The 23,343-nt window shown below is 46.1% G+C and carries 21 protein-coding genes; 17 read left to right on the top strand and 4 right to left on the bottom strand.

Annotation, left to right across the window (positions count from 1 at the left end; all coding sequences use genetic code 11):
* Positions 1-736 precede the first annotated feature (736 nt).
* The 8 genes from N4A56_RS13495 (at position 737) to N4A56_RS13530 (ending at position 10,586) form a co-directional block, all read left to right on the top strand.
* Positions 737-1,402, top strand: a complete 666-nt coding sequence (locus N4A56_RS13495) for a succinate dehydrogenase/fumarate reductase cytochrome b subunit (protein WP_293670221.1) — start codon at positions 737-739, stop codon at positions 1,400-1,402.
* Positions 1,403-1,420: 18 nt separating this feature from the next.
* The gene (locus N4A56_RS13500; protein WP_295548088.1) at positions 1,421-3,310 is read left to right on the top strand and encodes a fumarate reductase flavoprotein subunit; all 1,890 of its coding nucleotides are present in this window, start codon (positions 1,421-1,423) and stop codon (positions 3,308-3,310) included.
* A gap of 11 nt (positions 3,311-3,321) precedes the next feature.
* Positions 3,322-4,116, top strand: coding sequence for a fumarate reductase iron-sulfur subunit (locus N4A56_RS13505; protein WP_295548090.1), 795 nt, complete (start codon positions 3,322-3,324; stop codon positions 4,114-4,116).
* Complete coding sequence (locus tag N4A56_RS13510; protein ID WP_295548093.1) at positions 4,097-4,933, top strand: fumarate hydratase; 837 nt, start codon at positions 4,097-4,099, stop codon at positions 4,931-4,933. Before N4A56_RS13505 ends, N4A56_RS13510 begins: the two co-directional genes overlap by 20 nt.
* The gene (locus N4A56_RS13515; protein WP_295548096.1) at positions 4,933-5,478 is read left to right on the top strand and encodes a Fe-S-containing hydro-lyase; all 546 of its coding nucleotides are present in this window, start codon (positions 4,933-4,935) and stop codon (positions 5,476-5,478) included. The genes N4A56_RS13510 and N4A56_RS13515 overlap by 1 nt, the downstream gene beginning before the upstream one ends.
* A gap of 570 nt (positions 5,479-6,048) precedes the next feature.
* Positions 6,049-6,897, top strand: coding sequence for a sulfide/dihydroorotate dehydrogenase-like FAD/NAD-binding protein (locus N4A56_RS13520; protein WP_293668617.1), 849 nt, complete (start codon positions 6,049-6,051; stop codon positions 6,895-6,897).
* Complete coding sequence (gene gltA, locus N4A56_RS13525; RefSeq protein ID WP_295548100.1) at positions 6,884-8,317, top strand: NADPH-dependent glutamate synthase; 1,434 nt, start codon at positions 6,884-6,886, stop codon at positions 8,315-8,317. The genes N4A56_RS13520 and gltA overlap by 14 nt, the downstream gene beginning before the upstream one ends.
* Before the next feature lie 232 nt (positions 8,318-8,549).
* Complete coding sequence (locus N4A56_RS13530; protein ID WP_295548102.1) at positions 8,550-10,586, top strand: methyl-accepting chemotaxis protein; 2,037 nt, start codon at positions 8,550-8,552, stop codon at positions 10,584-10,586.
* Positions 10,587-10,782: 196 nt separating this feature from the next.
* Here the strand turns inward: N4A56_RS13530 and N4A56_RS13535 are convergent, their stop codons facing one another.
* The gene (locus N4A56_RS13535; protein ID WP_295548104.1) at positions 10,783-10,983 is read right to left on the bottom strand and encodes a hypothetical protein; all 201 of its coding nucleotides are present in this window, start codon (positions 10,981-10,983) and stop codon (positions 10,783-10,785) included.
* Positions 10,984-11,063: 80 nt separating this feature from the next.
* Positions 11,064-12,647 carry an SDR family oxidoreductase gene (locus N4A56_RS13540; protein WP_295548107.1) on the bottom strand — a complete coding sequence of 528 codons (1,584 nt, stop codon included), beginning with the start codon at positions 12,645-12,647 and terminating at the stop codon, positions 11,064-11,066.
* 198 nt (positions 12,648-12,845) lie between these two features.
* On the opposite strand from N4A56_RS13540, the gene N4A56_RS13545 reads away from it, so the two are divergent.
* The 8 genes from N4A56_RS13545 to N4A56_RS13580 all read left to right on the top strand — a co-directional run bounded on the left by N4A56_RS13545 (position 12,846) and on the right by N4A56_RS13580 (position 21,590).
* Positions 12,846-14,540 (top strand): FAD-dependent oxidoreductase, encoded by a 1,695-nt coding sequence (locus tag N4A56_RS13545; RefSeq protein WP_295548109.1) that lies wholly within the window; start codon positions 12,846-12,848, stop codon positions 14,538-14,540.
* Between the two features lie 176 nt (positions 14,541-14,716).
* On the top strand, positions 14,717-15,829 hold the full coding sequence (mutY, locus tag N4A56_RS13550) for an A/G-specific adenine glycosylase (RefSeq protein WP_295548111.1): 1,113 nt from the start codon (positions 14,717-14,719) through the stop codon (positions 15,827-15,829).
* Between the two features lie 75 nt (positions 15,830-15,904).
* Positions 15,905-16,579: a site-2 protease family protein gene (locus N4A56_RS13555; protein ID WP_295548301.1), complete on the top strand. Its 675-nt coding sequence runs from the start codon at positions 15,905-15,907 to the stop codon at positions 16,577-16,579.
* Positions 16,580-16,606: 27 nt separating this feature from the next.
* Positions 16,607-17,599, top strand: coding sequence for a tryptophan--tRNA ligase (gene trpS / locus N4A56_RS13560; protein ID WP_295548113.1), 993 nt, complete (start codon positions 16,607-16,609; stop codon positions 17,597-17,599).
* A 50-nt stretch (positions 17,600-17,649) separates the two neighbouring features.
* Positions 17,650-18,456 (top strand): YkgJ family cysteine cluster protein, encoded by an 807-nt coding sequence (locus tag N4A56_RS13565; RefSeq protein ID WP_295548115.1) that lies wholly within the window; start codon positions 17,650-17,652, stop codon positions 18,454-18,456.
* 9 nt (positions 18,457-18,465) lie between these two features.
* Positions 18,466-18,972, top strand: a complete 507-nt coding sequence (locus N4A56_RS13570) for an adenylyltransferase/cytidyltransferase family protein (protein ID WP_295548118.1) — start codon at positions 18,466-18,468, stop codon at positions 18,970-18,972.
* A 636-nt stretch (positions 18,973-19,608) separates the two neighbouring features.
* On the top strand, positions 19,609-19,806 hold the full coding sequence (locus N4A56_RS13575; RefSeq protein ID WP_293668601.1) for a hypothetical protein: 198 nt from the start codon (positions 19,609-19,611) through the stop codon (positions 19,804-19,806).
* A 716-nt stretch (positions 19,807-20,522) separates the two neighbouring features.
* Complete coding sequence (locus tag N4A56_RS13580; protein WP_295548121.1) at positions 20,523-21,590, top strand: hypothetical protein; 1,068 nt, start codon at positions 20,523-20,525, stop codon at positions 21,588-21,590.
* A gap of 84 nt (positions 21,591-21,674) precedes the next feature.
* On the opposite strand, the gene flgM is transcribed toward N4A56_RS13580, so the two are convergent.
* Both flgM and N4A56_RS13590 read right to left on the bottom strand, forming a co-directional pair.
* A complete protein-coding gene (gene flgM / locus N4A56_RS13585; RefSeq protein WP_293668599.1) occupies positions 21,675-21,992 on the bottom strand; it encodes a flagellar biosynthesis anti-sigma factor FlgM in 318 nt (105 codons plus the stop codon).
* A gap of 15 nt (positions 21,993-22,007) precedes the next feature.
* The gene (locus N4A56_RS13590) at positions 22,008-22,454 is read right to left on the bottom strand and encodes a DVU0524 family FlgM-associated protein (RefSeq protein ID WP_293668598.1); all 447 of its coding nucleotides are present in this window, start codon (positions 22,452-22,454) and stop codon (positions 22,008-22,010) included.
* Positions 22,455-22,720: 266 nt separating this feature from the next.
* Here N4A56_RS13590 and N4A56_RS13595 point away from each other — a divergent pair, with 266 nt between their 5' ends.
* A complete protein-coding gene (locus tag N4A56_RS13595; protein ID WP_295548124.1) occupies positions 22,721-23,338 on the top strand; it encodes a nucleoside triphosphate pyrophosphatase in 618 nt (205 codons plus the stop codon).
* The last annotated feature ends 5 nt before the right edge of the window (positions 23,339-23,343 follow it).

Raw genomic sequence — 23,343 nt, forward strand, 5'->3', positions numbered from 1 at the left:
CATATATAATACAGAACGTCCTCACCTGAGCTTACAGATGAAGACGCCTGGATACGTACATCAAAAATGGCTGCAAGACATTCGTCCTACAGCCATCTAGATAACCTTATTACCCGTCAACTTATTCTAGGACGGGACAAATACGAGCTGCCCCTCGTATTGCCCTTCGGTTTTCCCGAATCTTTTGGATGAAATTGCAGCTTCTTTACTCGATACACCATGGCTTCTTCGCGTTAAGAAAAATACCTTCGCAGTAACCCATATCTTCTGCGTAAACCTCGTCCAGCTGCGCCTGCTACGCATTTTTTATACCTCATAGATCAATGCGGTATAGTAACGCCTGCACCGGAATATTTGTCCATTGCAGTATACCGCGTATCTATTATAAAAAAGAATAGTTACCTCCAAAAGATTCGGGAATCCCCCTACTTCCAGCGCATACTATACAGCCTTGCAATCTCCCTCTACAAGGCCACTAGACAACACCCCCGCAATATAGAGCGTTACAGTTACCAGCTAAACTAGCACCTGTTTATTTACCCAACCCGCTCTCATTTATTATACTTCGCTACAGTTTCTTCATTTTTTTCAGCACAGCATGCGCGTTCAGTTGCACAAAGTTTGTTTATCCACATAATATAGTAATATAATTACTGTATCGTGTGGATTTGTTTTTTTATTTTGCCTATTATTCCACTACTAATAACTTTTTAAGGACTTGTATGGAGGACGAATAATGAACTCTAGCACCATTACTCTGCACGCTCCCGCAAAAAGCAAGGCACAAGGTCGTCTGGATGTTCTTCAGATGCTTTCCGGCGTGCTGCTTATCCTTTTTTTATGGACTCACATGCTCCTTGTTTCCAGTGTTATTATAGGTCCCGGAGTGATGAATGCCATTGCGTGGTTTCTAGAAGTTACCTACATGGCACAGATAGGCGGTCCCATGATCGGGTTGCTTATTTTTACCCACTTCTTACTCGCAGCACGCAAAATGCCTTGGAAATCTTCTGAATCCGAAGCGTTCATCAAACACAGTGTTATGATGAAACACCGCGACACTTGGATGTGGCTTGCACAGGTAGGCACAGCACTTATCATTCTCATCATGGCTGGCGTACACATGTGGGTAGTACTGACTGATCTACCTATCACAGCAATAAAAAGTGCAGCCCGTATTCAACACGGCGGCTGGCTTCCTTTCTATCTTATCCTTCTCCCTATTGCAGAAATACATGTCGGCATCGGCTTTTATCGCATTGGCGTAAAATACGGCATCATTACTGCGGAAAACCGCGCATGGTACAAACGTAAGGAATACGCTTTGACAGGCGGCTTTATTATTATCGGGCTCATCACACTTGTTCGCTTTATGTATCTTCCACTTTTTACAGCCATGTAATCTAGAAGGAACAGACTCATGCAAATTTTTCATACTGATTTGTTGTGTATAGGAGCCGGACTTGCAGGAGAGCGCGTGGCTGTTGAAGCAGCAAAAGCCGGATTCAATGCAACGTGCCTTTCCATTGTGCCACCTCGGCGCTCTCATTCTTCCGCAGCACAGGGGGGAATGCAGGCAGCACTGGGGAACTGCGTTATGGGTGAGGGAGATTCTCCGGATATTCACTTTGCAGATACGGTAAAAGGCTCAGACTGGGGATGCGATCAAGAGGTAGCACGAATTTTTGCGGACACCGCGCCAATTGTTATGCGTGAAGTCGCGCACTGGGGTGTTCCTTGGAACCGCGTTGAACAAGGACCCGCAACATACTACAAAGGCGGCAAGCCATTTGAAGCAGTCGAAAGCGAAGAAAAACATGGTCTCATTCATGCCCGTGCATTCGGCGGCACAGCCAAATGGCGCACCTGCTACACAGCAGACGGTACTGGTCGTTCTGTACTGAATACGCTCGACTCCATGTGCCTGCGGTATGACGTAGCTATTCATGACCGAACTCAGGCAGAAGCACTTATCCACGACGGAGAAAACTGCATCGGCGCTATTGTTCGCTGTCTTCGCACAGGTGAACTTATGGCGTATTATGCAACAGCTACACTTATTGCCACAGGCGGATACGGGCGCATCTACAAAGCCACCACAAATGCCGTTATCTGCGACGGCGGCGGACAAATTGCCGCGCTCGATACAGGCATTGTTCCACTGGGCAACATGGAAGCAATCCAATTCCACCCGACTGGAACCGTTCCGACAGATATTTTGGTAACAGAAGGCTGCCGTGGCGATGGTGGAACGTTGCTGGACGTAAATGAATACCGTTTTATGCCTGACTACGAACCGGAAAAAGCAGAACTGGCTTCACGCGATGTTGTTTCGCGCCGGATGCAGGAACACATGGCAAAAGGACACGGAGTACCATCTCCATACGGCGAGCACTTATGGCTTGATATCCGGCATCTTGGCGAAAAACATATCACAACCAAATTGCGTGAAGTATACGATATCTGCACAAGCTTCCTCGGTGTCGATCCCATTACCGGACTGATTCCCGTTCGCCCTACCCAGCACTACTCTATGGGCGGTGTGCGCACAGATAAAAACGGTGCTGTCTACGGGTTAAAAGGGTTATTTTCCGCAGGAGAAGCTGCATGCTGGGATATGCACGGCTTCAATAGACTGGGCGGAAACTCTCTTGCAGAAACGGTTGTCGCAGGACGCTACGTAGGGAAAAAAGTCGTCGAATTTCTGAAAGGATATGCTGCTGATTTTAAGCAGGATGCTCTGCGCGATGCTCATTTGAAAGTACAAGGACGCATCAAACACCTTGAGAAAAATTCTGGAAACGAAAGTGCCATTACTCTGCGTAATGAAATGCAAGATATAATGATGGACTACGTAGGAATCTTTCGTAATGGTAAAGACCTGCAAACCGCAGTGGATAAACTGGAAGAGTTATACGCACGTTCCCAAAACATCGGGCTGCAAGGGTCAACAGCCGGATTCAATCCAGAAATATCGTTGGCATTACGTATGCCCGGCATGATTAAGCTGGCGCAATGTACTGCATTCGGTGCGCTTAAACGCACTGAATCACGCGGTGCACACACCCGTGAAGATCACCCTGAACGTAACGATAAGGAATGGCTCAACCGTACCTTAGCGTACTGGAAAGAAGGCGATTCCCTGCCGACACTCCACTATGAAGATGCTTCACCTTACTTTGAAATTCCTCCTGGCGAACGCGGCTACGGCGGTGGCAAAATAATCCATGCCGATATTCCGTCAGACAAATTGCGCGTTCCAGAGAATACCACGTCAGAAAGTTCCACTTTTACGAACGATACAAAGTAAGGGAGGATACTATGTCCCGTCGTCTCCATATTGAAGTATTTCGGTACAATCCGCTTGATCCGAATTCTGTTCCGCATATGCAGTCATTTTACATTGACGAATATGATTCCATGACCCTGTTTATCGCGTTGAATAGTATTCGCGATCAACATGATCCCACATTGCAGTTCGATTTCTGCTGTCGGGCTGGAATCTGCGGTTCCTGCGGTATGGTTATCAATGGACGCCCCGGTCTTGCCTGCCATACGCAGACAAAAGACTTGCCGGAGCACATTGTCTTACATCCACTGCCGGTATTTAAACTGATTGGCGACCTTTCAGTAGATACTGGCGTGTGGTTCCGTGATGCAGGAACACGCATTGAAGCGTGGGTGCATAACGATGATACCACGTTTGATCCGTCGCAAGAGGAAGCACGGATGGAAAACTCTCTTGCGAACGAAATTTTCGAATTGGACAGATGTATCGAATGCGGCTGCTGCATTGCTGCATGCGGTACAGCCCGCATGCGTTCCGATTTCCTTGGTGCTGCCGCAATAGCCCGTGTTGCACGCTTCTATCTAGACCCGCGTGACGAACGGAACGTGGAAAACTATTACGAAGTAATCGGCAATGACCAAGGGGTGTTCGGCTGCATGGGGTTACTCGCCTGCGAGGATGTCTGCCCTAAACATATCCCTTTACAGGATCAACTCGGCATCATGCGCCGCATGTTAGCTCTGCATTCTGTAAAAGGAATTTTGCCAAAAGCGTTGCGAGAAAAGCTCGCACATAAAGGATGCTGCCATGAGAGTCATCAAAGCTGAAACTATCCATAATGCCGTAGTGGAACTTGTTCTTACTGCTGCGCGATACCTGCCTGACGATGTGAAGCAGGCAATAGCTGAAGCCAGAGCAAACGAAAACTCCGATTCTGCCCGCGAAATACTCGGTCAGTTGCTGGAAAATGCAGAGCTTGCTGCAAGCTCTGGACTTCCTCTGTGTCAGGACACAGGGGTAGGAGTCTTTTTTGTTGAACTTGGAGATCAGGTTCACGTAGAAGGCAACCTGCCGGAAATTATCAATAACGCAATGGTCGAAGGATACGAAAAGGGACTTTTGCGAAAATCCCTCTGTCATCCGCTCACCAGAGCTAACACGAAGGATAATTCACCAGCTGTTGTGCATGTTGATATCGTCTCCGGTGACAAAGTTACTGTTAAGCACATGGCAAAAGGCGGCGGTTCTGAAAACATGTCCCGCTGCACCATGCTTACCCCTGCTCAAGGCTGGGAAGGGATTAAAGAATTTGTTGTGCGCCGTATGGCAGAAGCAGGTCCTAACCCATGCCCACCTACCATCGTCGGCGTGGGCATCGGCGGCACATTTGACCTTGCCCCGGCACTGGCAAAAAAAGCGCTCTTCCGCCCACTCAGCAAGCCGAACCCCGACCCGCAAATTGCAGCAATGGAAGAAGAGTTGCTTACCGAGATCAATAAGCTTGGTATCGGTCCAATGGGGCTTGGCGGCAAAACAACAAGCCTTGGTGTCAAAATTGAGATGCGCCCTTGCCATATCGCAAGTCTACCGCTTGCTGTAAATGTGCAGTGTCACTCTTCACGTATCAAGGAGGTCGAAATCTAATGGCTGTCTATCATCTGACTTCCCCGTTATGTGATAATGATGTTGAAAAATTACGAGCTGGCGACGTAGTAAAGCTGACTGGCACGATATACACTGCACGAGATGCAGCGCATAAGCGATTATGCGACATGCTAGATAACGGTGAAAAGCTTCCTTTTGAATTGAAAGGTGCTGTCATCTATTATGTAGGTCCTAGCCCTGCACCGGAAGGTCGCCCTATCGGTTCAGCCGGTCCAACAACAAGCTACCGGATGGATACCTATGCCCCGCGGCTCCACAGCCTTGGTGTAAAAGCAACCATCGGCAAGGGAAAACGCAGTGCGGAAGTATGCGAAGCCCTGAAAGAGCATACAGGTGTGTACTTTGGCGCTACTGGCGGCGCAGGAGCACTGTTGTCACAGTGTATTGACGAAGCCGAAGTAATTGCATTTGATGATCTGGGACCAGAAGCAATCCGCAAACTTACTGTTAGCAATTTCCCGTTGCTTGTCGTAAATGACGCCCACGGTAACGAATTATACGCAAAGCCTAATTACGAATTATAATTACTCTACAGTATATTGGTTTTCCACCGAATACCTGCTACCTCTTTTTCCGCAGTCCTTGAATCAACAAACAGCAAGGACTGCGGAAAATTTTCTATATCCCTTTTTTAACTACAACATTTTGCAAATTATATGGTAGTTAACACGGGAACCACGGAAAAATGTCATTTGATTACATTTGCAAAATACAGACAACTCTCCTGCCTGTAAGCTAACACCGTTTACAGAAGCGAGCTGCATGTTAATGCTTCACTAGTCAATGAATGCCGTGTTAAGAGAAACGTATCTTGCTGCACGTCGTGTTGTTAGTTCTGTGTGTCAGGGGTTTCCCCTTCTTATTCAAAACACACAGCTGCGACATAAAAATACGACAAGCCTGTCAGGGGGCTTACCGTATTTTTAGCCACAGCCATCTTCATGGATGCCATCTAACGGACGACTATTGTTCCAGGTTCCGATATGTTCTGATATCGGCTGCAATCTATTCGGCTTTTTTTAAAGCTGACACGCGCTTCAACCGCACTAACATTTCCGCTATCGCTGTATTTTCACGGCGGAACAGGTACGATTATGGCTAATAAAATTCTTAAAAAAGAACAGTTAATTCCAGGACAAACCAGCAAGCTGGTTATTGATGCACCGCATATTGCGGCAAAAGCCCAACCGGGTAACTTTGTTATTTTACGAGTAACCGAAAAGGGCGAAAGAATCCCGCTCACTATTGCTGACACTGATACTGAAAACGGTACCATTACCATTGTATATCTGGTGCTCGGCAAATCCACAGCTTTGCTTGAGCAGCTTAACGAAGGTGACGAAATCCTCGACCTTTGCGGTCCCCTCGGAAAAGCAACCGAACTGCACACTGGCGGCACCGTTATTTGTGTTGGTGGCGGTACTGGTATTGCGGCAATGCATCACATCGCCAAGGGTCACCATGAAGCAGGCAACCACGTTGTTGCTATCATCGGTGCCCGTACTAAAGACCTCTTGCTGTTTGAAGACGAACTCAAAGAATTCTGTCCAGAAGTTCTCATATCCACCGATGATGGCTCCTATGGTCATCATGGTCTTGTCACTGACTTATTGAAAGATCGTCTTGAAAAAGATGACTCTGTTATCGAAGTCGTCGCAGTTGGTCCTGTACCAATGATGGCGGCTGTTTCCAAAACAACCGAACCATTCGGCACTCCAACTACAGTAAGCCTTAACTCCATCATGGTTGATGGCGTAGGTATGTGCGGCGCTTGCCGTGTTACCGTTGGTGGAGAAACCAAATTTGCTTGCGTTGATGGTCCTGAATTTGACGGTCACAAAGTAGATTTCGGCGAATTGAGACAGAGACTGGCTGCTTTCTCCAGCCACGAAAAAGAATCTTTCGAACATCACTGCAGGTGCAAGTGCAATGACAACAGCTAAAAAGACAAAAAAACAAATTGCCCCACGTGTCCCTATGCCTAACCAACCGGCAGCAGAACGCGCACGCAACTTTAAAGAAGTAGCACTAGGCTACACTAAAGAAATGGCAATGCAGGAAGCTGCCCGCTGCCTGAACTGTAAAAAACCAAAATGTGTTCAGGGCTGCCCTGTTCAGGTTCCAATTGCAGATTTTATTGCCGAAGTTGCTAAGGGTAATATCGAAGAAGCATATTCTATCATTAAAAGCACCAACAGCCTTCCTGCTATTTGTGGACGTGTTTGTCCGCAGGAAATTCAGTGTGAAGGCGCATGTATTCTCAATGCAAAGAAACAGCCGATTGCTATCGGTCGCCTCGAACGCTTTGTAGCAGACGAATACATGCACATGGATGCGTGTGATCTTATTAGTGCGAAGCCGGAATGTCCTTTCATTGATGACGAAAAGAAAGTCGCCTGTATCGGCTCCGGTCCTTCCAGCCTCACTGTGGCAGGCTACCTTGCCAGCCGTGGCTGTAAAGTAACCATCTTTGAAGCACTTCATGAAGTAGGTGGCGTACTTGTATACGGTATTCCAGAATTCCGTCTGCCAAAAGAAGATATTGTTGCCAAAGAAGTCGGTGCTCTTAAAGACCTGCAAGTTGAATTTGTCACCAACTATGTCGGTGGCAAAACCTTCTCCATTGAAGATCTGAAAGAGCAAGGCTACAAAGCTATCTTCATTGGCGTAGGCGCAGGATTGCCACGCTTCTTGAATATTCCGGGCGAGAACCTTTGCGGTGTATTTTCCGCGAACGAATATCTTACCCGTGTCAACTTGGGACGTGCATACGACTTCCCTAACTACGACACCCCGATCATTAAAGGTCGCAAGGTAACTGTGTACGGTGGCGGTAACGTGGCAATGGATGCCGCAAGAACTGCCCAGCGCCTCGGTGCTGAATCTGTACATATTGTCTACAGACGAACAGCGGACGCCATGCCTGCTCGCCTTGAAGAAGTCGAACATGCTGTAGAAGAAGGCGTCATTCTTGAAGTGCTCGCGAATCCGATAGAATTCAAAGGCGATGGAAAGGGTAACCTTGCTTCCGTTACATTACAGAAAATGAAAATGGGTGAGCCGGATGAATCAGGTCGTTGTCGTCCACTTCCTATTGAAGGCGAAACATACGAACTGGAAACAGATCTTGCTGTTATCGCTGTCGGTACTCGACCAAACCCTGTTCTGCTTGAAAACGAACCCGATCTAAAGCTGAACAAATGGGGCTACATTGAAGCCGATGAAGAAACCAACGAAACATCCATTCCTGATGTGTATGCAGGCGGTGACATTGTTACCGGTGCAGCAACGGTTATCCTCGCAATGGGTGCCGGCAGAAAAGCCGCACAAGAAATTGCACGGCGGTTTGGCATCGACGAATAAATAATCCCATCACAATATAAGGGGCAGCTTTCTGGCTGCCTCTTTTTTAATGACCATCAGCTCAACAAAAGCAAGTGTCACCTTTATTAATTAAAACTTCACGCTAGCTATAACTTTTTTGTCAATTTATCCGATATTCATAACTATAAGGGCAATTTAATCGAGATTATTGTTAATAACGATTTACAATCAATGCTGCCATGCGAAACTGCTCACGGCAGGAGGGGATGCAATGAAATTCAATCTAAAAACCCAGATTCTTTTGCCAACACTGCTCATTATCATAGTTGGAATGGGTACTGCTTCTTTCTTATCATTCAAGCAAGCTGAAACTATCTTAGAAGAATCCATGCTTGAGCAATCAGAACAAATTGCTCACGGTCTCCAAACCCAAATTACCGGATGGGTTGAAGACATTCAGCTAGCCTTGAACATTGCAGCAGGCGATATTTCCATTAAAAGAGATTTGATAACAGAGAGTGCCAACCAATCAGCGCATATTCGTGCAATTTCTTACTGTCAAAGCATCGTCAAAGAATACACATTCTATGAAGCCGTTGGGGTTATCAATACCAGCGGTATCGCAACCGTTTATTCCGACATAAAGCAAATGGGAAAACTGGACATTAGCTCCCGTGACTACTTCAAAAAGGTCATGACAGGTGTTCCCGCTGTTTCTGATGCACTGAAAAGTAGAGCTAGCGGTGAGCCTATTTTTGTTGTTGCCGTTCCTGTCAAAGAAAATACCGAAGTCATCGGAGCGATTATCGGTGTCGTCAAACTGTCGTCATTTTCAGAAAAATACATTCGTCCTATCAAAATGGGACAGACTGGCTACGCTTTCCTCATCGCGCGGGACGGCTACCTTGCCGCCCACCCAAACAATGCTCATATCCTGAAAACAAGATTGACTGATTATCCATGGGGACAAAAAATGGTCTCCCAAAAATCAGGCGCCATTACGTACAACTACGAAGGTGTAGACAAAATAGTCTCATTCACCCACGAACCGCACACAGGGTGGACTATTGGTATCAGCACAAACATCGATGACATTTTCTCATCGGTTGAAGCCATTCGTAACAGCAACATACTTACAGCGGGTATCGTTGTCCTTGTCGCTGGTATTGTTATCTTCTTCATTGTACATAAAATTATTCTCGCGCTAAGCAAGGGGGTGGCATTTGCCGAAAATGTTGCCCGTGGAAATCTCGATAATGAACTTGCGCTGAATCGCCACGATGAAGTGGGCGCTTTGGCAAACGCACTGAATAAAATGACCGTCAACTTGCGTGAAATGATCTCCACAGCAGAGCAAAAAACTGCTGAAGCGGAGCAAGAATCGCAACGCGCACAACTGGCAGTACAAGAAGCAGAAAAAGCCCGTCACGAAGCTGAACTGGCAAAACGACAGGGAATGCTTCAGGCTGCCGAACAATTAGAAGCTATTGTTAACCATATTTCGACAACTGCTACAGAATTAGCAGCACAAGTAGACGAATCAAGCCGTGGTGCAGAATTGCAGCTGGAACGCACTGCTGAAACAGCAACAGCTATTGAAGAAATGAACGCAACCGTGCTTGAAGTTGCCCGCAACGCAACAACCGCTGCTTCTCATGCTGAAGATACCAGACACAAGGCAGAAACGGGGCAAGGCGTTGTTTCGTCTGTTGTAACGTCCATCGAGGAAATTAGTAATCACTCAGCATCACTTACCGAAAGTTTAGGTGCTCTCGGAGAACGCGCTGAAGACATCGGAAACGTCATGACGGTGATTACTGATATTGCAGATCAGACAAACTTACTTGCGCTTAACGCAGCCATTGAAGCTGCCCGTGCGGGCGAGGCAGGACGCGGTTTTGCAGTTGTTGCTGATGAAGTCCGCAAACTTGCAGAAAAAACCATGCAGGCAACGCAAGAGGTTGAAGGTGCTATTCAGGCAATTCAACTTGCGTCACACAACAATATTGAAGAAATGCAAAATGCTGCCAGCGTGGTAGAGCAATCCACAGGGCTTTCAGGTGAAGCAGGCAATTCTCTCAAAGCAATTGTTGAAGTTGCTATTGCCAACGCAGACCAAGTCAGATCAATTGCTTCAGCAAGTGAAGAGCAGTCTGCAACCTCTGAACAAATCAGTAACAGTTCAGAAGAGATAAACCGCATTGCAATGGAAACAGCCTCAGCTATGCGCGAATCTGCTACCGCAGTTAACGAACTTGCAGAAATGACACAAAGGCTGCAAGAAGTCGTTACTGACTTGAAATCCTAAACGAAACGCCCTGTTACTAGCCAAGTAACAGGGCGTTTTTTTGTACTATTGGATGGGAAAACAGCTTTCAACCGTCGCAGCGGAAAATACAAGTAGCTACTTCCTATCTTAGACACCCAACCTGCTGGGAAACAAAATAGAAGTTTTCTGAGGCTGTCGCAGTTCTGCAAAAATTTTTTTTTATAACGTAGTAAGGCTATTCACTGGAAGAATCGCCATCTTTCTTTTTTAATTTATGCGCTCTGGCAAGGGTAATACCAGCAACAAAGCCGGGAACCATGCCTAATGCAATAGCACGGGGAAGGTTTGGCAGAAAACCAATAAGATACCCGAGGACACCGATAGATGCCCCGATGAAAATTCCGCGAACAACAAAGTTAGGTGCTTCTTTAGACATGTTTACTCCTTACATTAGCGCCGCATGGTACGGCGTGCTCCCTGTGAGTGTCAATTGACATTCTTTATGAACAACACGCCTTAGGTATGTCCATTGCGTTTCATAGCTTCCGCAACTGTAAGTTTCTGCACCGTATCAAGAGAGCACCGCTGGAGTGCAATATGCCGAATCCGCCACGGCCCTTTAACTACATCACCTTTTGCTGCTTTTGCTATTGCCTTTAACATCCCCTTAAAAATAACCATATGCACGGGGCAAAGAGAGTACCAGTAAGCCATACCCCATAAGCCTCGTGGATGAAAATACGCAACCATGCGTAGTTCTGTCACATGTTCTGTTCCCGTTGTTACTGGGAATAAAGTAAATTCGAGCAACGCTTCGCCCGGTAGCTTCATTTCCGCAAGAAGTAGTAGCCGCTTATTTTCCTGAACATCTAATACCCGCCAAAAATCCAGCGCATCACCTATAAACAATTCTTCAGGATTCCGCCGCCCGCGCCTGAGTCCGGGACCTCCGATTATTTTGTCGATAAATCCTCGTATCCGCCACAAGTAGTCGTCTTTATACCATCCTGTTTCACCGCCGACAGATTTAACCACTTTCCACACCTGTTCCACGGTATCCCGAATATGAACAGCATGGGCAGAATACAATGTAGTTCCCCCTGCATACGAGCTATCACCGCAGGTTACCCATTCAGGAATTTCCGGCTCTCCGGCATCTGTCCAGCATGTATCGACTGTACGCTGGCGGACTCGCGTTAACGCAAGTTCGACAGACTCTTGTACCGTAAGCAAACTCTGGGGAATAATTTCACGTATCCGGTTCTCAGAACACACAACATTATTCCGTAACCCTTCAACCAAAGGTCTTGCGAGATTCGTCGGCACAGGGGTGACAAGATTAATCCATAGCGAACTTAAACGAGGGGTTAACACTGGAACCGGAATAATAAAACGTTTCCGCAGCCCTGCTTCCTTCCGATATATTTCAAAAAGCTCCCGATACGTTACAACATCCGGCCCGCCAATATCATATGTTTCACCAACAGTTTCCTGTGCATCTAACACACCCGTTAAGTATGTAAGCACATTGGATACAGCTATTGGCTGACATTTACTATGCACCCAGCGGGGAGTCACCATCATCGGCAAACGATCTACCAGATACCGCAGAAGCTCAAATGAAGCACTACCCGCGCCGATAATTTGCGCTGCCCGCAACACTGTCACGGGAACATCAGAAAGCGATAAAATTTGAGCAACTTCAGCACGGGAGGCAAGATGCTTACTCAAGTTGGGATCATCAGGAACAAGACCAGAAAGATAAATAATACGTTGCACACGGTTAATTCTACATGCCTGCACCATATTGTACGCCGCCTTACGATCAGCATCGCTAAAATCCTTATGTGAAGGATTCATCGAATGAATGAGATAATACGCGACCCCACATCCTCTAGCAGCTTCCATTGTACGTTTGCCGGAAACCATATCCCCTTCAATCACTTCCAGATTCTCATGTGCCGCCCACGGTCTACTATCAAGCTTGCGTTTTGAGCGCACCAGAACACGAACCTTGCGCCCTTGCGCCAACAATAGCGGCACAAGCCTTCCACCTATGTACCCAGTCGCTCCGGTCACTAAAATCGGTTTATCATGCATGTGCTCCCCCCGCTCAGTGCGTCGATTATCAATACTATTCGCTACTGAAGTGTCTTTGATTCGCCCTTTAGCATACCAGATGTCACACCGGTCAGCGGCTATTTTTTACTCTATCCTCGTATTGCAGAACTTTCCAAGCATGGTATGCTGACAATTCCCTAGTACCGTCATGAGAACACAACCGATTGTGGAGAACATATGGCATCTTCAAGCAAGTCCAACACATCTTCTACGTCGCATGAGACATCGAATACCGCTGACGAGCACTGGTTAATTCCAGAAGAAGCCCGAAACAACCTTTCTGAATTATTCAAGCAGCTCAAACGCACCATAGAACTGCACGTTGTGACTGATTCTGATACCGAAAACATGTTTAACGGGTTCACACTACAATTTGCTCTGGATATGTCACGTCTCTCTCCTAAGATATCTGTCATACCCCACAAACTTGGTGACGAATTTTCGCAAAAGCATGACGTCCAATTATCACCAAGCTTGCTTTTCAATCCAGAAAAGTATGACATACGTTTCACTGGCGCTCCCCTAGGCGAAGAAGGAAAAGCCTTCATCGAAACTATCCTGCACCTTTCTCTTGGTAAAAGCTCCCTCTCTGAAACATCAAAAACAATTCTCGCAGAATTGCATGAACACCGACAGGTACGCGTTTTCTCTTCACCGGGCTGCCCGTATTGCCCAACACAGTTTATGAATGCAGTTCAGGCTGCAATCGAACGCCCTTTGCTGATTCGTGCAGAATGCATTGATTCCGATGAATTTCCAGACCTGACGAAACAATACGGTGTTGGCTCAGTTCCTCATACGTCTTTTAACCAGTCTTATCATAGGGTTGGACTACTGCCTCAAGAGCGTTTCTGCCTTGAACTGCTCATGCTACGCGATGCGGAAGAGGTATTGCGCGATCAGATACAGGAGCAGCCGGAAGAGGAAGGAAAAATATACGACCTGCTCATTCTGGGAGCAGGACCGGCAGGGCTTACAGCGGCAATCTATGCAAAACGGTCAGGGTTGGATTCAATGGTGCTGGATAACTCTGTCATTGGCGGTCAAGTTATGACAACGCCCGTAGTCGAAAACTACCCCGGCTTTCAAAGCGTAGGTGGCATAGCGCTTGTGGAAATTCTTACCGCGCATACACGAGAATACTCGAACATACGTGAAAATCAGGCAATTCAACATGTCAGCATTAATGATTTCATTGAAGTACAGACAGCCGAACGGGTGTATTCGGGTAAAGCATTAATTTTTGCAACAGGAACTGAGTGGCGACCACTAGGAGTAGAAGGAGAAAAAAAATATTTCGGAACCGGAGTAACCCACTGTGCCTCATGCGATGGGTATATGTTCCGCGGCAAACACGTACTCATGGTCGGTGGCGGCAACAGCGCGCTGACGGATGCGCTGCATCTTAAAAACCTCAATATTGATGTAATGATCGTCCACAGGCGCGACACCCTGCGCGCCCAGAAAACACTGCAAGATGCCGTTGAGCGGGAACAGATTCCTGTCATGTACAATACGGTTATCGAAAAAATATACGGAACAGAGACAACGGTTCAAGGTGTTACATTGCGCAATACTGAAACCGGAGAACAGACAGAGCACCCATGCGACGGCGTTTTCATCGCTATCGGTATGAACCCTAACTCACAGCTGGCAGAACAACTTGGTGTTGCCCTCAATCCAGATAAAACTATTCATGTTGATACAACCATGCGAACCAATGTTCCCCGCATATATGCCGCTGGTGATGTGAACGGCGGCGTGCGCCAAATAGTAACTGCTGTCAGCGACGGCGCAGTGGCTGCCATGTCCGCGTTTGAAGATTTGCAGCACCCTTACTGGGCTTCAGAGAAAGAATCCGGTTCATCATAACGCTAGTTCACGTACCGTGCGTATGACACAGTATTACACACAGTAAGAATAGGCTTGTGCCTACGTTGCAAACAGCATAGCAGCGTTTCACTCATTTCCCCGCTTTACTCTGATTAGAGCAAGAGCTACCACATAGGCAGCTTACTAAAAAACACCAAGCGGATTATGAGTAACCAATGATTTCACCAGACCAATACCCTACCATTGCCAACCAGCTCCTTACATGGTTCACACAAAATAAAAGACCCTTACCGTGGCGTACAGATTACGCACCGTACCATGTATGGGTTTCCGAAATTATGCTGCAACAAACACAAATGGAACGCGGCGTAACCTATTTTAATCGATGGATGCAAATGCTGCCTGACGTCACGGCAGTTGCTGAAGCCCATGAAGACGATCTTTTAAAGCTCTGGGAAGGGCTGGGATACTACTCCCGTGTGCGCAATTTGCACAAAGCGGCTAAAATTATTGCAACAGAGCATGATGGTATTTTTCCAGAAACATACTCTGACATACGGGCACTTCCCGGAATTGGAGAGTATACAGCTGGTGCAATCGCCTCTATTGCCTTTAATCAGGATGTCATTTGTGTTGATGCTAACGTAGAGCGGGTCTTTGCAAGACTGTTTGATATAGATACCCCCGTTAAGCAAAAACAAAACATGGAATTTATCCGTAAGACAGCAACCGAAATGCTTCCATCTGGTCGCGCACGGGAATTCAATCAGGCGCTCATGGAGCTTGGAGCACTGGTTTGCAGTAAAAAACCGCATTGCGCACGCTGTCCACTTCAGGAAAACTGTGAAGCCTTCCATCTGGGAATCCCGCAGGAACGCCCAGTACCTATCGCTAAAAAAGGTATAAAGCATATTGATGTTGCGACGGGCTTTCTTATGCACAACGGTAAAATTTATATTCAAAAACGTCCTGAGTTCGGTGTATGGGCAGGATTTTGGGAATTACCGGGTGGCTCTGTTGAAGAAGGTGAAACACCGGAAGAAGCAGTTGTACGAGAGTTTATGGAAGAAACAGAATTTCCAGTGCAAATCAAAGACAAAATCCTCGTAGTCAAACACGGCTACACAACCTATCGGGTTACCATGCACTGTTATTTTCTGACGTTTGCAAAAGAACATACAGCAGAGCCAGTGCTCCATGCGGCTACAGCATATCAGTGGGTCAACATGAAAGAGCTTGATGCCGTGACTCTTCCGGCAGGACACCGCAAGCTTCTTGACCATTTGCAAACAGATTTACGGCTTATTCCGCTCTTAGAAAACAGTTAACCGGAGAGCTTGCCACGCCTTTGGAACCGTGAATTTACTTGCTTCACAAGGGGGTTCGTGGTAGCCGCAAAAGTTATGTTTAGTACCGATATCGCAGAAAGTGTTACTAAGATCGCCGTCGCGTTAGTTCCTATGTTACTTGGCATGGTATGCCATGAGGTTGCGCACGGCTGGGTTGCGTACAAGCTGGGTGACCCCACTGCAAAATCGCATGGACGCCTTACGCTCAACCCTGTTCCGCACATTGACCCTATGGGTACAGCCATGTTTGTACTCACGGCACTTACCAGCCCGTTTGTTATCGGCTGGGCAAAGCCTGTGCCGGTTGATGCGCGCTGGTTCAACAACCCAAGAAAGGGTATGATCCTTGTGTCAGCAGCAGGCCCTATTACGAACTTTATTCTTGCAATTCTGTTCGGTGTGGCATTTGCTTTTGTGGCACAAAATGGTCCCACAGCTGGCTCTGTATACAGCTATGGTTACGATTTTTTATACAAAATGTGCATAGCCGGAGTCTGGATCAATCTTACACTCGGCTGGTTTAACCTTATGCCGTTTCCACCGTTGGACGGCAGTAATATTTTGGCAGGATTACTCCCGCCTCGTCTCGCATATAAATTCCAGGGAATTTCCCGCTACGGATTTTTTATAATAATGCTGTTGTTGGCAACAGGCTTTCTGGGAAAAATCATCAGCCCGCTGATTCAAGGTTCCGCAGGACTGATTCAACAATTAATTTCCATTATCTAAGCCTGACAACATTTCCGGAGGAAAGAAATGACTCGTAAACGTACCGTTTCCGGTATGCGCCCTACTGGCGCTCTTCACCTTGGCCACTACTTTGGCGTACTCAAAAACTGGGTAGCAATGCAAAACGACATGGACTGCTACTTTTTCGTGGCAGACTGGCACGCGCTTACCAGTGATTACGCAGATACCAGTGGCATCAAAACTCATGTTCCGGAAATGGTAAAAGACTGGCTTGCCTCCGGTCTTGATCCTGAAAAATGTACTATTTTCCAGCAGTCCGCTGTTAAAGAACATGCAGAGCTGCATTTGCTGCTCTCTATGATTACTCCGCTTGGCTGGCTGGAACGCTGCCCTACCTACAAAGAACAGCGCGACCAGATTAGCCATAAAGACCTCGGCAACTACGGTTTCCTCGGCTATCCGGTGCTCATGGCTACAGATATCCTTATGTACCGCCCTGCATACGTTCCTGTAGGACAGGATCAGCTGCCGCATATTGAAATGACCCGCGAAATCGCACGCCGTTTCAACCACATGTACGACTGTAGCATCTTTACCGAACCGGAAGGAAAGCTCACTCCTGAAGCAAAACTGCCGGGTCTGGATGGTCGTAAGATGTCAAAAAGCTACAACAACGGCATCTTCCTGCGTGAAGGTATGGAAGATATCCAGCCGAAAGTTCGCAGCATGCTTACAGATAAAAACCGTCTGCGTCGTAATGATCCGGGCGATCCTGATATCTGTAACCTCTTCCCGTATCATGTACTCATGACATCTGAAGAAAAACAGGCTGAAATCCGTAAAGGCTGCACATCTGCTGGTCTTGGCTGTGTTGATTGTAAGAAAATCCTTCTCGAATCCATGGAAGAGTTTCTTGCTCCTATTCAAGAACGCCGCCGAGCTATTGATGCAAATCCTAAGCTTGTACAGGAAGTGCTTGAACACGGTAACGAGCGCGCAAGAGCAATGGCTCGTGAAACCATGGAAATGGTTCGCAGCGCAATTAACTTCGACTTTTAAAGACCTTAGGGCGGGCATTAGCCCGCCCTTTGATTTTTTCAGGAATATATATGTTTGTAGATCCACATGATGCAGGTCCAGACGATGAGTCCGCAGTTCAAGATACATTAGAATACCTTGAATCATTGCCGCAATTAGCAGGTGACGACACTTTTTCCTTTGCATGTCATCCAGAGGTTTCTTGCTTTAATGCATGCTGCCGCGATTTAAACATGCCGCTGTCCCCTTATGATGTCCTGCGACTACGCCAAGGACTGGGCATGGACAGCACAACCTTTATCAAAGAATACACTGTCATCGAACAGTACCCTAACTCCGGTTTCCCGGTATTGTTCCTTAAAATGACGGATTCTATTGAACAGGAATGTCCGTTCCTTAGCGAAGAAGGCTGCTCAGTATACGAAAACCGCTCTGCCGCCTGTCGTACCTACCCATTAGGTCGCGCCACACATCTTGATGAAAACGGAACAGTTATTGAGCAGTTTGTAGTTGTTAAAGAAGATCACTGTAAGGGCTTTGATGAAGCAAAGCAGTGGACAGCAACAGAATGGCTCAAAGATCAAGGGCTGGACGAATACAACTATTTTGCAGACCGCTACATGAGCATCATTTCCCGCTTCATCGACACAGATCTTGAGTTAACACAAAAACGTGTGCAGATGGCGCTGCTTGCATTCTACCAGCTCGACCATTTCAAAGGGTTTATGGAAGACATGAACCTTATGGATAGAGTCAACGTGCCGGAAGAACGACGCGAAAAAATTATGAATGACGAAAAAGAACGTCTTCTTTTTGCCATGGAATGGATGGAACTCATTCTCTTTGGCACCAGTACAACTCTTTCACATTCCTCATAGTGCAGTACAATGAGTCATAATAACGGTATACCAGCGCACCCTTCAATCTTCCGTGCTGACCAGTGGGACAGCCTGCTTGCAGCTCTGACAGATAAACGTGACCAGCGCATTATATTTACTAACGGCTGTTACGACATTCTGCACCCTGGTCATGTTGACCTTCTCGCTCGCTGCAAAGCAAAAGGGGATATCCTCATTCTTGGCTTAAACAGCGATGACTCCGTACGGTCATTAGGCAAAGGTGACAACAGACCTGTTAACACATTTGGAGTACGCGCATATGTGCTGGCACATCTTGCAAGCATTGATTACGTTGTAGAATTTAACGAATCCACACCACTTGAACTGATTGATGCAGTTCGCCCTGATGTTCTCATTAAAGGCGGGGATTGGGGAATTGATTCCATTGTCGGAAAAGACATTGTAGAAAGCGATGGTGGTGAAGTACTGAGCCTTCCTCTTTTACACGGCTTTTCAACCACATCACTTATCGAGAAGATATGCTCTGGCTGCTAACGTTTTGAGCCAAAAAGAAATTAGAGTCCGCCCTAGCCGTTCCTCTGACAAGGGCGGACTTCTTTTTGCGACATATTGTTCGGGCTAGAAACGCGATTACAGCGTAACATGCCGCAAAATAAAAGATCCCCTTAGCGCCAACAGAGGGGATCTTAGCCAAAAACTATCTTTCCGTACTCCGCTTCCGGCACTGAAACGGCTTACTCTGGACAGTCTGTCCTGCAAAAGCAGAACTCCTAAAAAACATACACTGTAGTAAACATGTTCACCAAAACAGCTTTCTACTGTGCTAGAGGTCACAAAGTGTACCCCGTTGTCTCAGCACTCTATGCTACTCACCACCATATATCTGCCACATGGGGGCAACAAATATACAACCGAACTGTATAGTTTGCCTTTTCTGAAAGGCTACAGCAACTGCCCAATAGTTACTGTATCATAAGGAGCTTATACCTTCGGCGTGGCAGGCATAGAAATGCCGTAAAAACAAGCAACGCTCTTTGTATAAGGGAAAGCACTAGTTGTGTCCTAAAAAATTTTCTGCCGCACGTTTCGACACCAACTGATTGTCAAATACGCTTTTTTCTGTAAGGCTCCAAAACATAGCTTAATTCCAAATGATATACGGAGCGCCTTATGTCATCCGAACACCAGATTCCTTCCGAAATCCTCCTAGAGCTACAAGCTCTTGCTCACGAAAAAGACCCAAATACTGCGGCAACAACACCAGAAGAGCTATTGCAGCTACTTATGCCCCAACATCCCGATATTCTTGCAGATACGCCTTCAGCAATTCTCGCAATCAAAGAAGCCATTTCATACATTGAAAAATAGGATTGTTGTGCAAACTGCTTCTTGTGCTACACAGTTATTATCTATCATCACCTCTTTTTTGCACAAAAAAAGATTAGCCGATTCTCTTTCGACTAACCTTTTTTATGAAATGCTACGCCCAAAAATTCGGTAGGTATGCATTAACATTTCGGATCGTTATTTTTCCGCTTGCATCTGCGGGTATGCATAAAAGCTGCACCAATAACGAAAAAAATTATCGCCAATATAACCGCCGAAGCTGTAATTGCGTCAACTTCATATTTACCTACAACCATACTCAAGCCCTCCGTAACGTTGTTTCCGGTTCTCTACGGTACTACAGTATTTCCCATCGTACCTATTCAGCGAATATCGCAACGCCCTGTCAAACCAACCTGTTATGCCTTTGCTTTCTTCCAATCCACAACCAAAGGGAAAGCAATGAACTGTCGCGTAAACCCATTGCTCACACAACTGCTCGCCATATCGTGCGTAAAAAATCTCTTCACCATTAGTATCCACACAATTTACAAAAAGGTCTTCGATAGTTTTCTTCAAAGAATTATAGATTGTTCACCAAACCTGATTACGCGCCACAGCCAGTAATCCTGTATATCCAACGTATAAGAGGGTGAACGATCCGCTCGTATTGGTGTATTCTAACCACTGACACCTATTGCTAGACAACGCGGTCTTGTCGACGATGGCAGAATATATGAGACAGAATGGGGGAACACATGCGAGTTATAAGCAAAAATGTTACGGACGCGAATTTGAAAGGCTTTGAGCATGTTGGCTCAAGCCGCGATACTGTGAGCTTGACGAAAAAAGGAACACTTAAAGCTGGAAAACCATGGAAAGGACGTTTGGTTTCTGCGCTGGAAACGATGGGGCTGTTCAAAGAATATTGCGCCAAAACACGGTTGGAGATGGAAGAAAGTAACCGTCATGCAGCGTGGACACTCTGGAATGGTCTTGTCCGCAAATATGGTATTGATAATGCGAAAGAAGCACTTTCCAAAACCAGCTCCTCACTGCACGGGATGGATGGTATCAAAGCTCGTCACGGAATCATTAGCCAGAAGGAAGTCAACACGTCAGATCGACTAACCTGCGGCGAAGTATCACAGCTGATGCACAAAGCAAGAAACATCAAATACGCCCGCGACCAGCAAATGAGCAACCTGCACCGCCATGCTCCTATGTCCGAGCACGAAGCAGCTTTTTACGATCGCAAAAACATGCGCACATCACGACTGAGTGATTCCATAAAAAACCATCAGCGGGTAAGAGACTTTGTGAGTAATAAAGAAAATTTACGATTTCTCATGCAAGACTTGCACGAAAATCCCCGTAAATTGAACCAAGCAAGAATAGACTACATTACAGCCAGACTGCTTCAGGAAGTAGGCACAACAAGGCATGAAGGTGTGTTTTCACGCGATCAAATCGTACGCCTTGCGGAACGCGCTCTTAAAGAATCGTTAGAACATAAAGCATCGTGGAGCCGCATGCAGGCTATTAAAATCACGATGAATCAACGTATGTCTGAACCGAGCAAACTATCGCAAGATCTTATAACATTAAAAAACGAAGTGATGGACGAAGCAAAAGCGACAGTCAATCGTCGATATGTTCGCGAAATAGGCGAAGAACTCGGATTCACCATAAAAGCTGCTCAGACACATAGAGTTGTCAAAAAAGTTCTGCGTAACGTTGAAAAAAGGGTCACAAAAGAACATATCTATTTAACAACAGATGACTTTAAGCAAATGACCATCGAGGCATTGCACGCTCTGTACTAATCCAGCTTTACCCTACGCATGTGTGAAAAGCCGTTCTCAAGTGAGAACGGCTTTCTACATTCTTTGATATATAAACTGGGTGAGTTAGATGAACAAATCGATTTCATCGCGAAGCAAACCTTCAGCGATTTTATTACTATCGATTTTATACTCACCGGAAGCAATCTGTGCTTTAATAGCAGCAACTTTGTCTTTCCGGACTTCCGGTGCATTCATAGCTTCTTTGTATGCTTCAGTGCGCAAACGTCCTTCTTCAGAAAAGCTCACTCGATCACCTTTGGACTCAACATCGACAGAAGCCTGTTCGCGTCCTTGCTGTTCACGTCCAGCCTGTTCAATACGGTTGCCTTTTTTTAAGGACGAGCCGTAATCCAGCTGCGCGTTATAATCATAAACTTTCATTCCCTACCTCCACGCTTATAACATGGTCGCATTAACTTTATCTAAAGAAATTGCCCAGAGCTTGTTTAGTACATCTTCTTTTTCATCACCTGAAAGCTTTATCGGCCCAAATTCGCTTTCTTTATATATTTGTAAGGAAAGATTTGGAAAAGGATGTCTAAAAAGCACGGAAAAACCTATATCAATTTCAAGCTGCGTTTTTATTTCTTCCACTATCGGGTTGTTGCTGCCGGAAAAAAGTAAGTTTTCATAAACTTCTCTGGCAACTCGCTCTACAAGCCTCTGGCGATTTTTATCCAGAAGTTTTCTATTAATGTCAGAAAGTTGAGCATCACCATCCTGATAGTCCTGATTTTGCAAAATACGCGCCGAACCACCTGCCCGCGCAATAAGCTGGGCAGAAGTTATTTGCTTCTTGTACTTTCGAAGCATATTTTGCACATAAAATGATTTTACTGTCATGACGCTATACTCTTAATACTCGCTATCGACCTCCTAAAGATAATCTTTAGGCTTCTGTGCATTATAAAAATGATTAGCCATACTTCTAATACACAAAACTAGTTAACGAGCAAAATAGAACAGCACTACAGTCACAGTACTAGCAGCTATAGAATGTGACTACGCCAAACAGCTGCTACATAGTTCAATTAATTGACAAGTGCCATACAAATACAGCACACTACGTCAAGATTTTATTTATTTTATAACCGGAACAAACATACTATATGAATACCCCTGTTTACACCACGCTAAAGCCAATTATACTGGCTTCCGGCTCTCCACGCCGCAAACAATTTCTTTCCGAACTTGGCATTACATTTACAGTTGAGACGCACCCAGGAGAGGAACCGCTTCCTACTCACGATGAAAATCCCGCGGACTTCGCCTGCCGTTGCGCTTTAACAAAAACTATGACTGTCTGCGCAGCTTCGGAACATTTCAGTAGCGCTTGTTTTATCGGTGCGGATACTATTGTAGTGCTTGGCAATGAAATTATGGGCAAACCAGCGGATGATGCCCATGCACTTGATATGCTAAGCAGACTTTCTGGAAACACCCACAAGGTTATCACTGCTACCGCCATTATTTATCCAGACGGAGCCACAGACACATACGCCGTAGAAACTGCGGTTACAATGAAAAAATATTCTGAAACTGCCCTTAAGGCATACATCCGTTCAGGTGAACCTGCTGATAAAGCTGGAGCGTATGCTATTCAAGGAGTCGGTTCTTTTTTAGTAGAACAAATCTGTGGTTCCTGGTCCAACGTAGTAGGGCTACCCGTTGCTGAGTTGCTAGAAAAATTGGAAACAGCAGGGTTTGTAACTCCATCAACCTCATAACCACC

Origin of the sequence: Halodesulfovibrio sp. (assembly GCF_025210605.1) — a bacterium.
Classification (GTDB): Bacteria; Desulfobacterota; Desulfovibrionia; order Desulfovibrionales; family Desulfovibrionaceae; genus Halodesulfovibrio.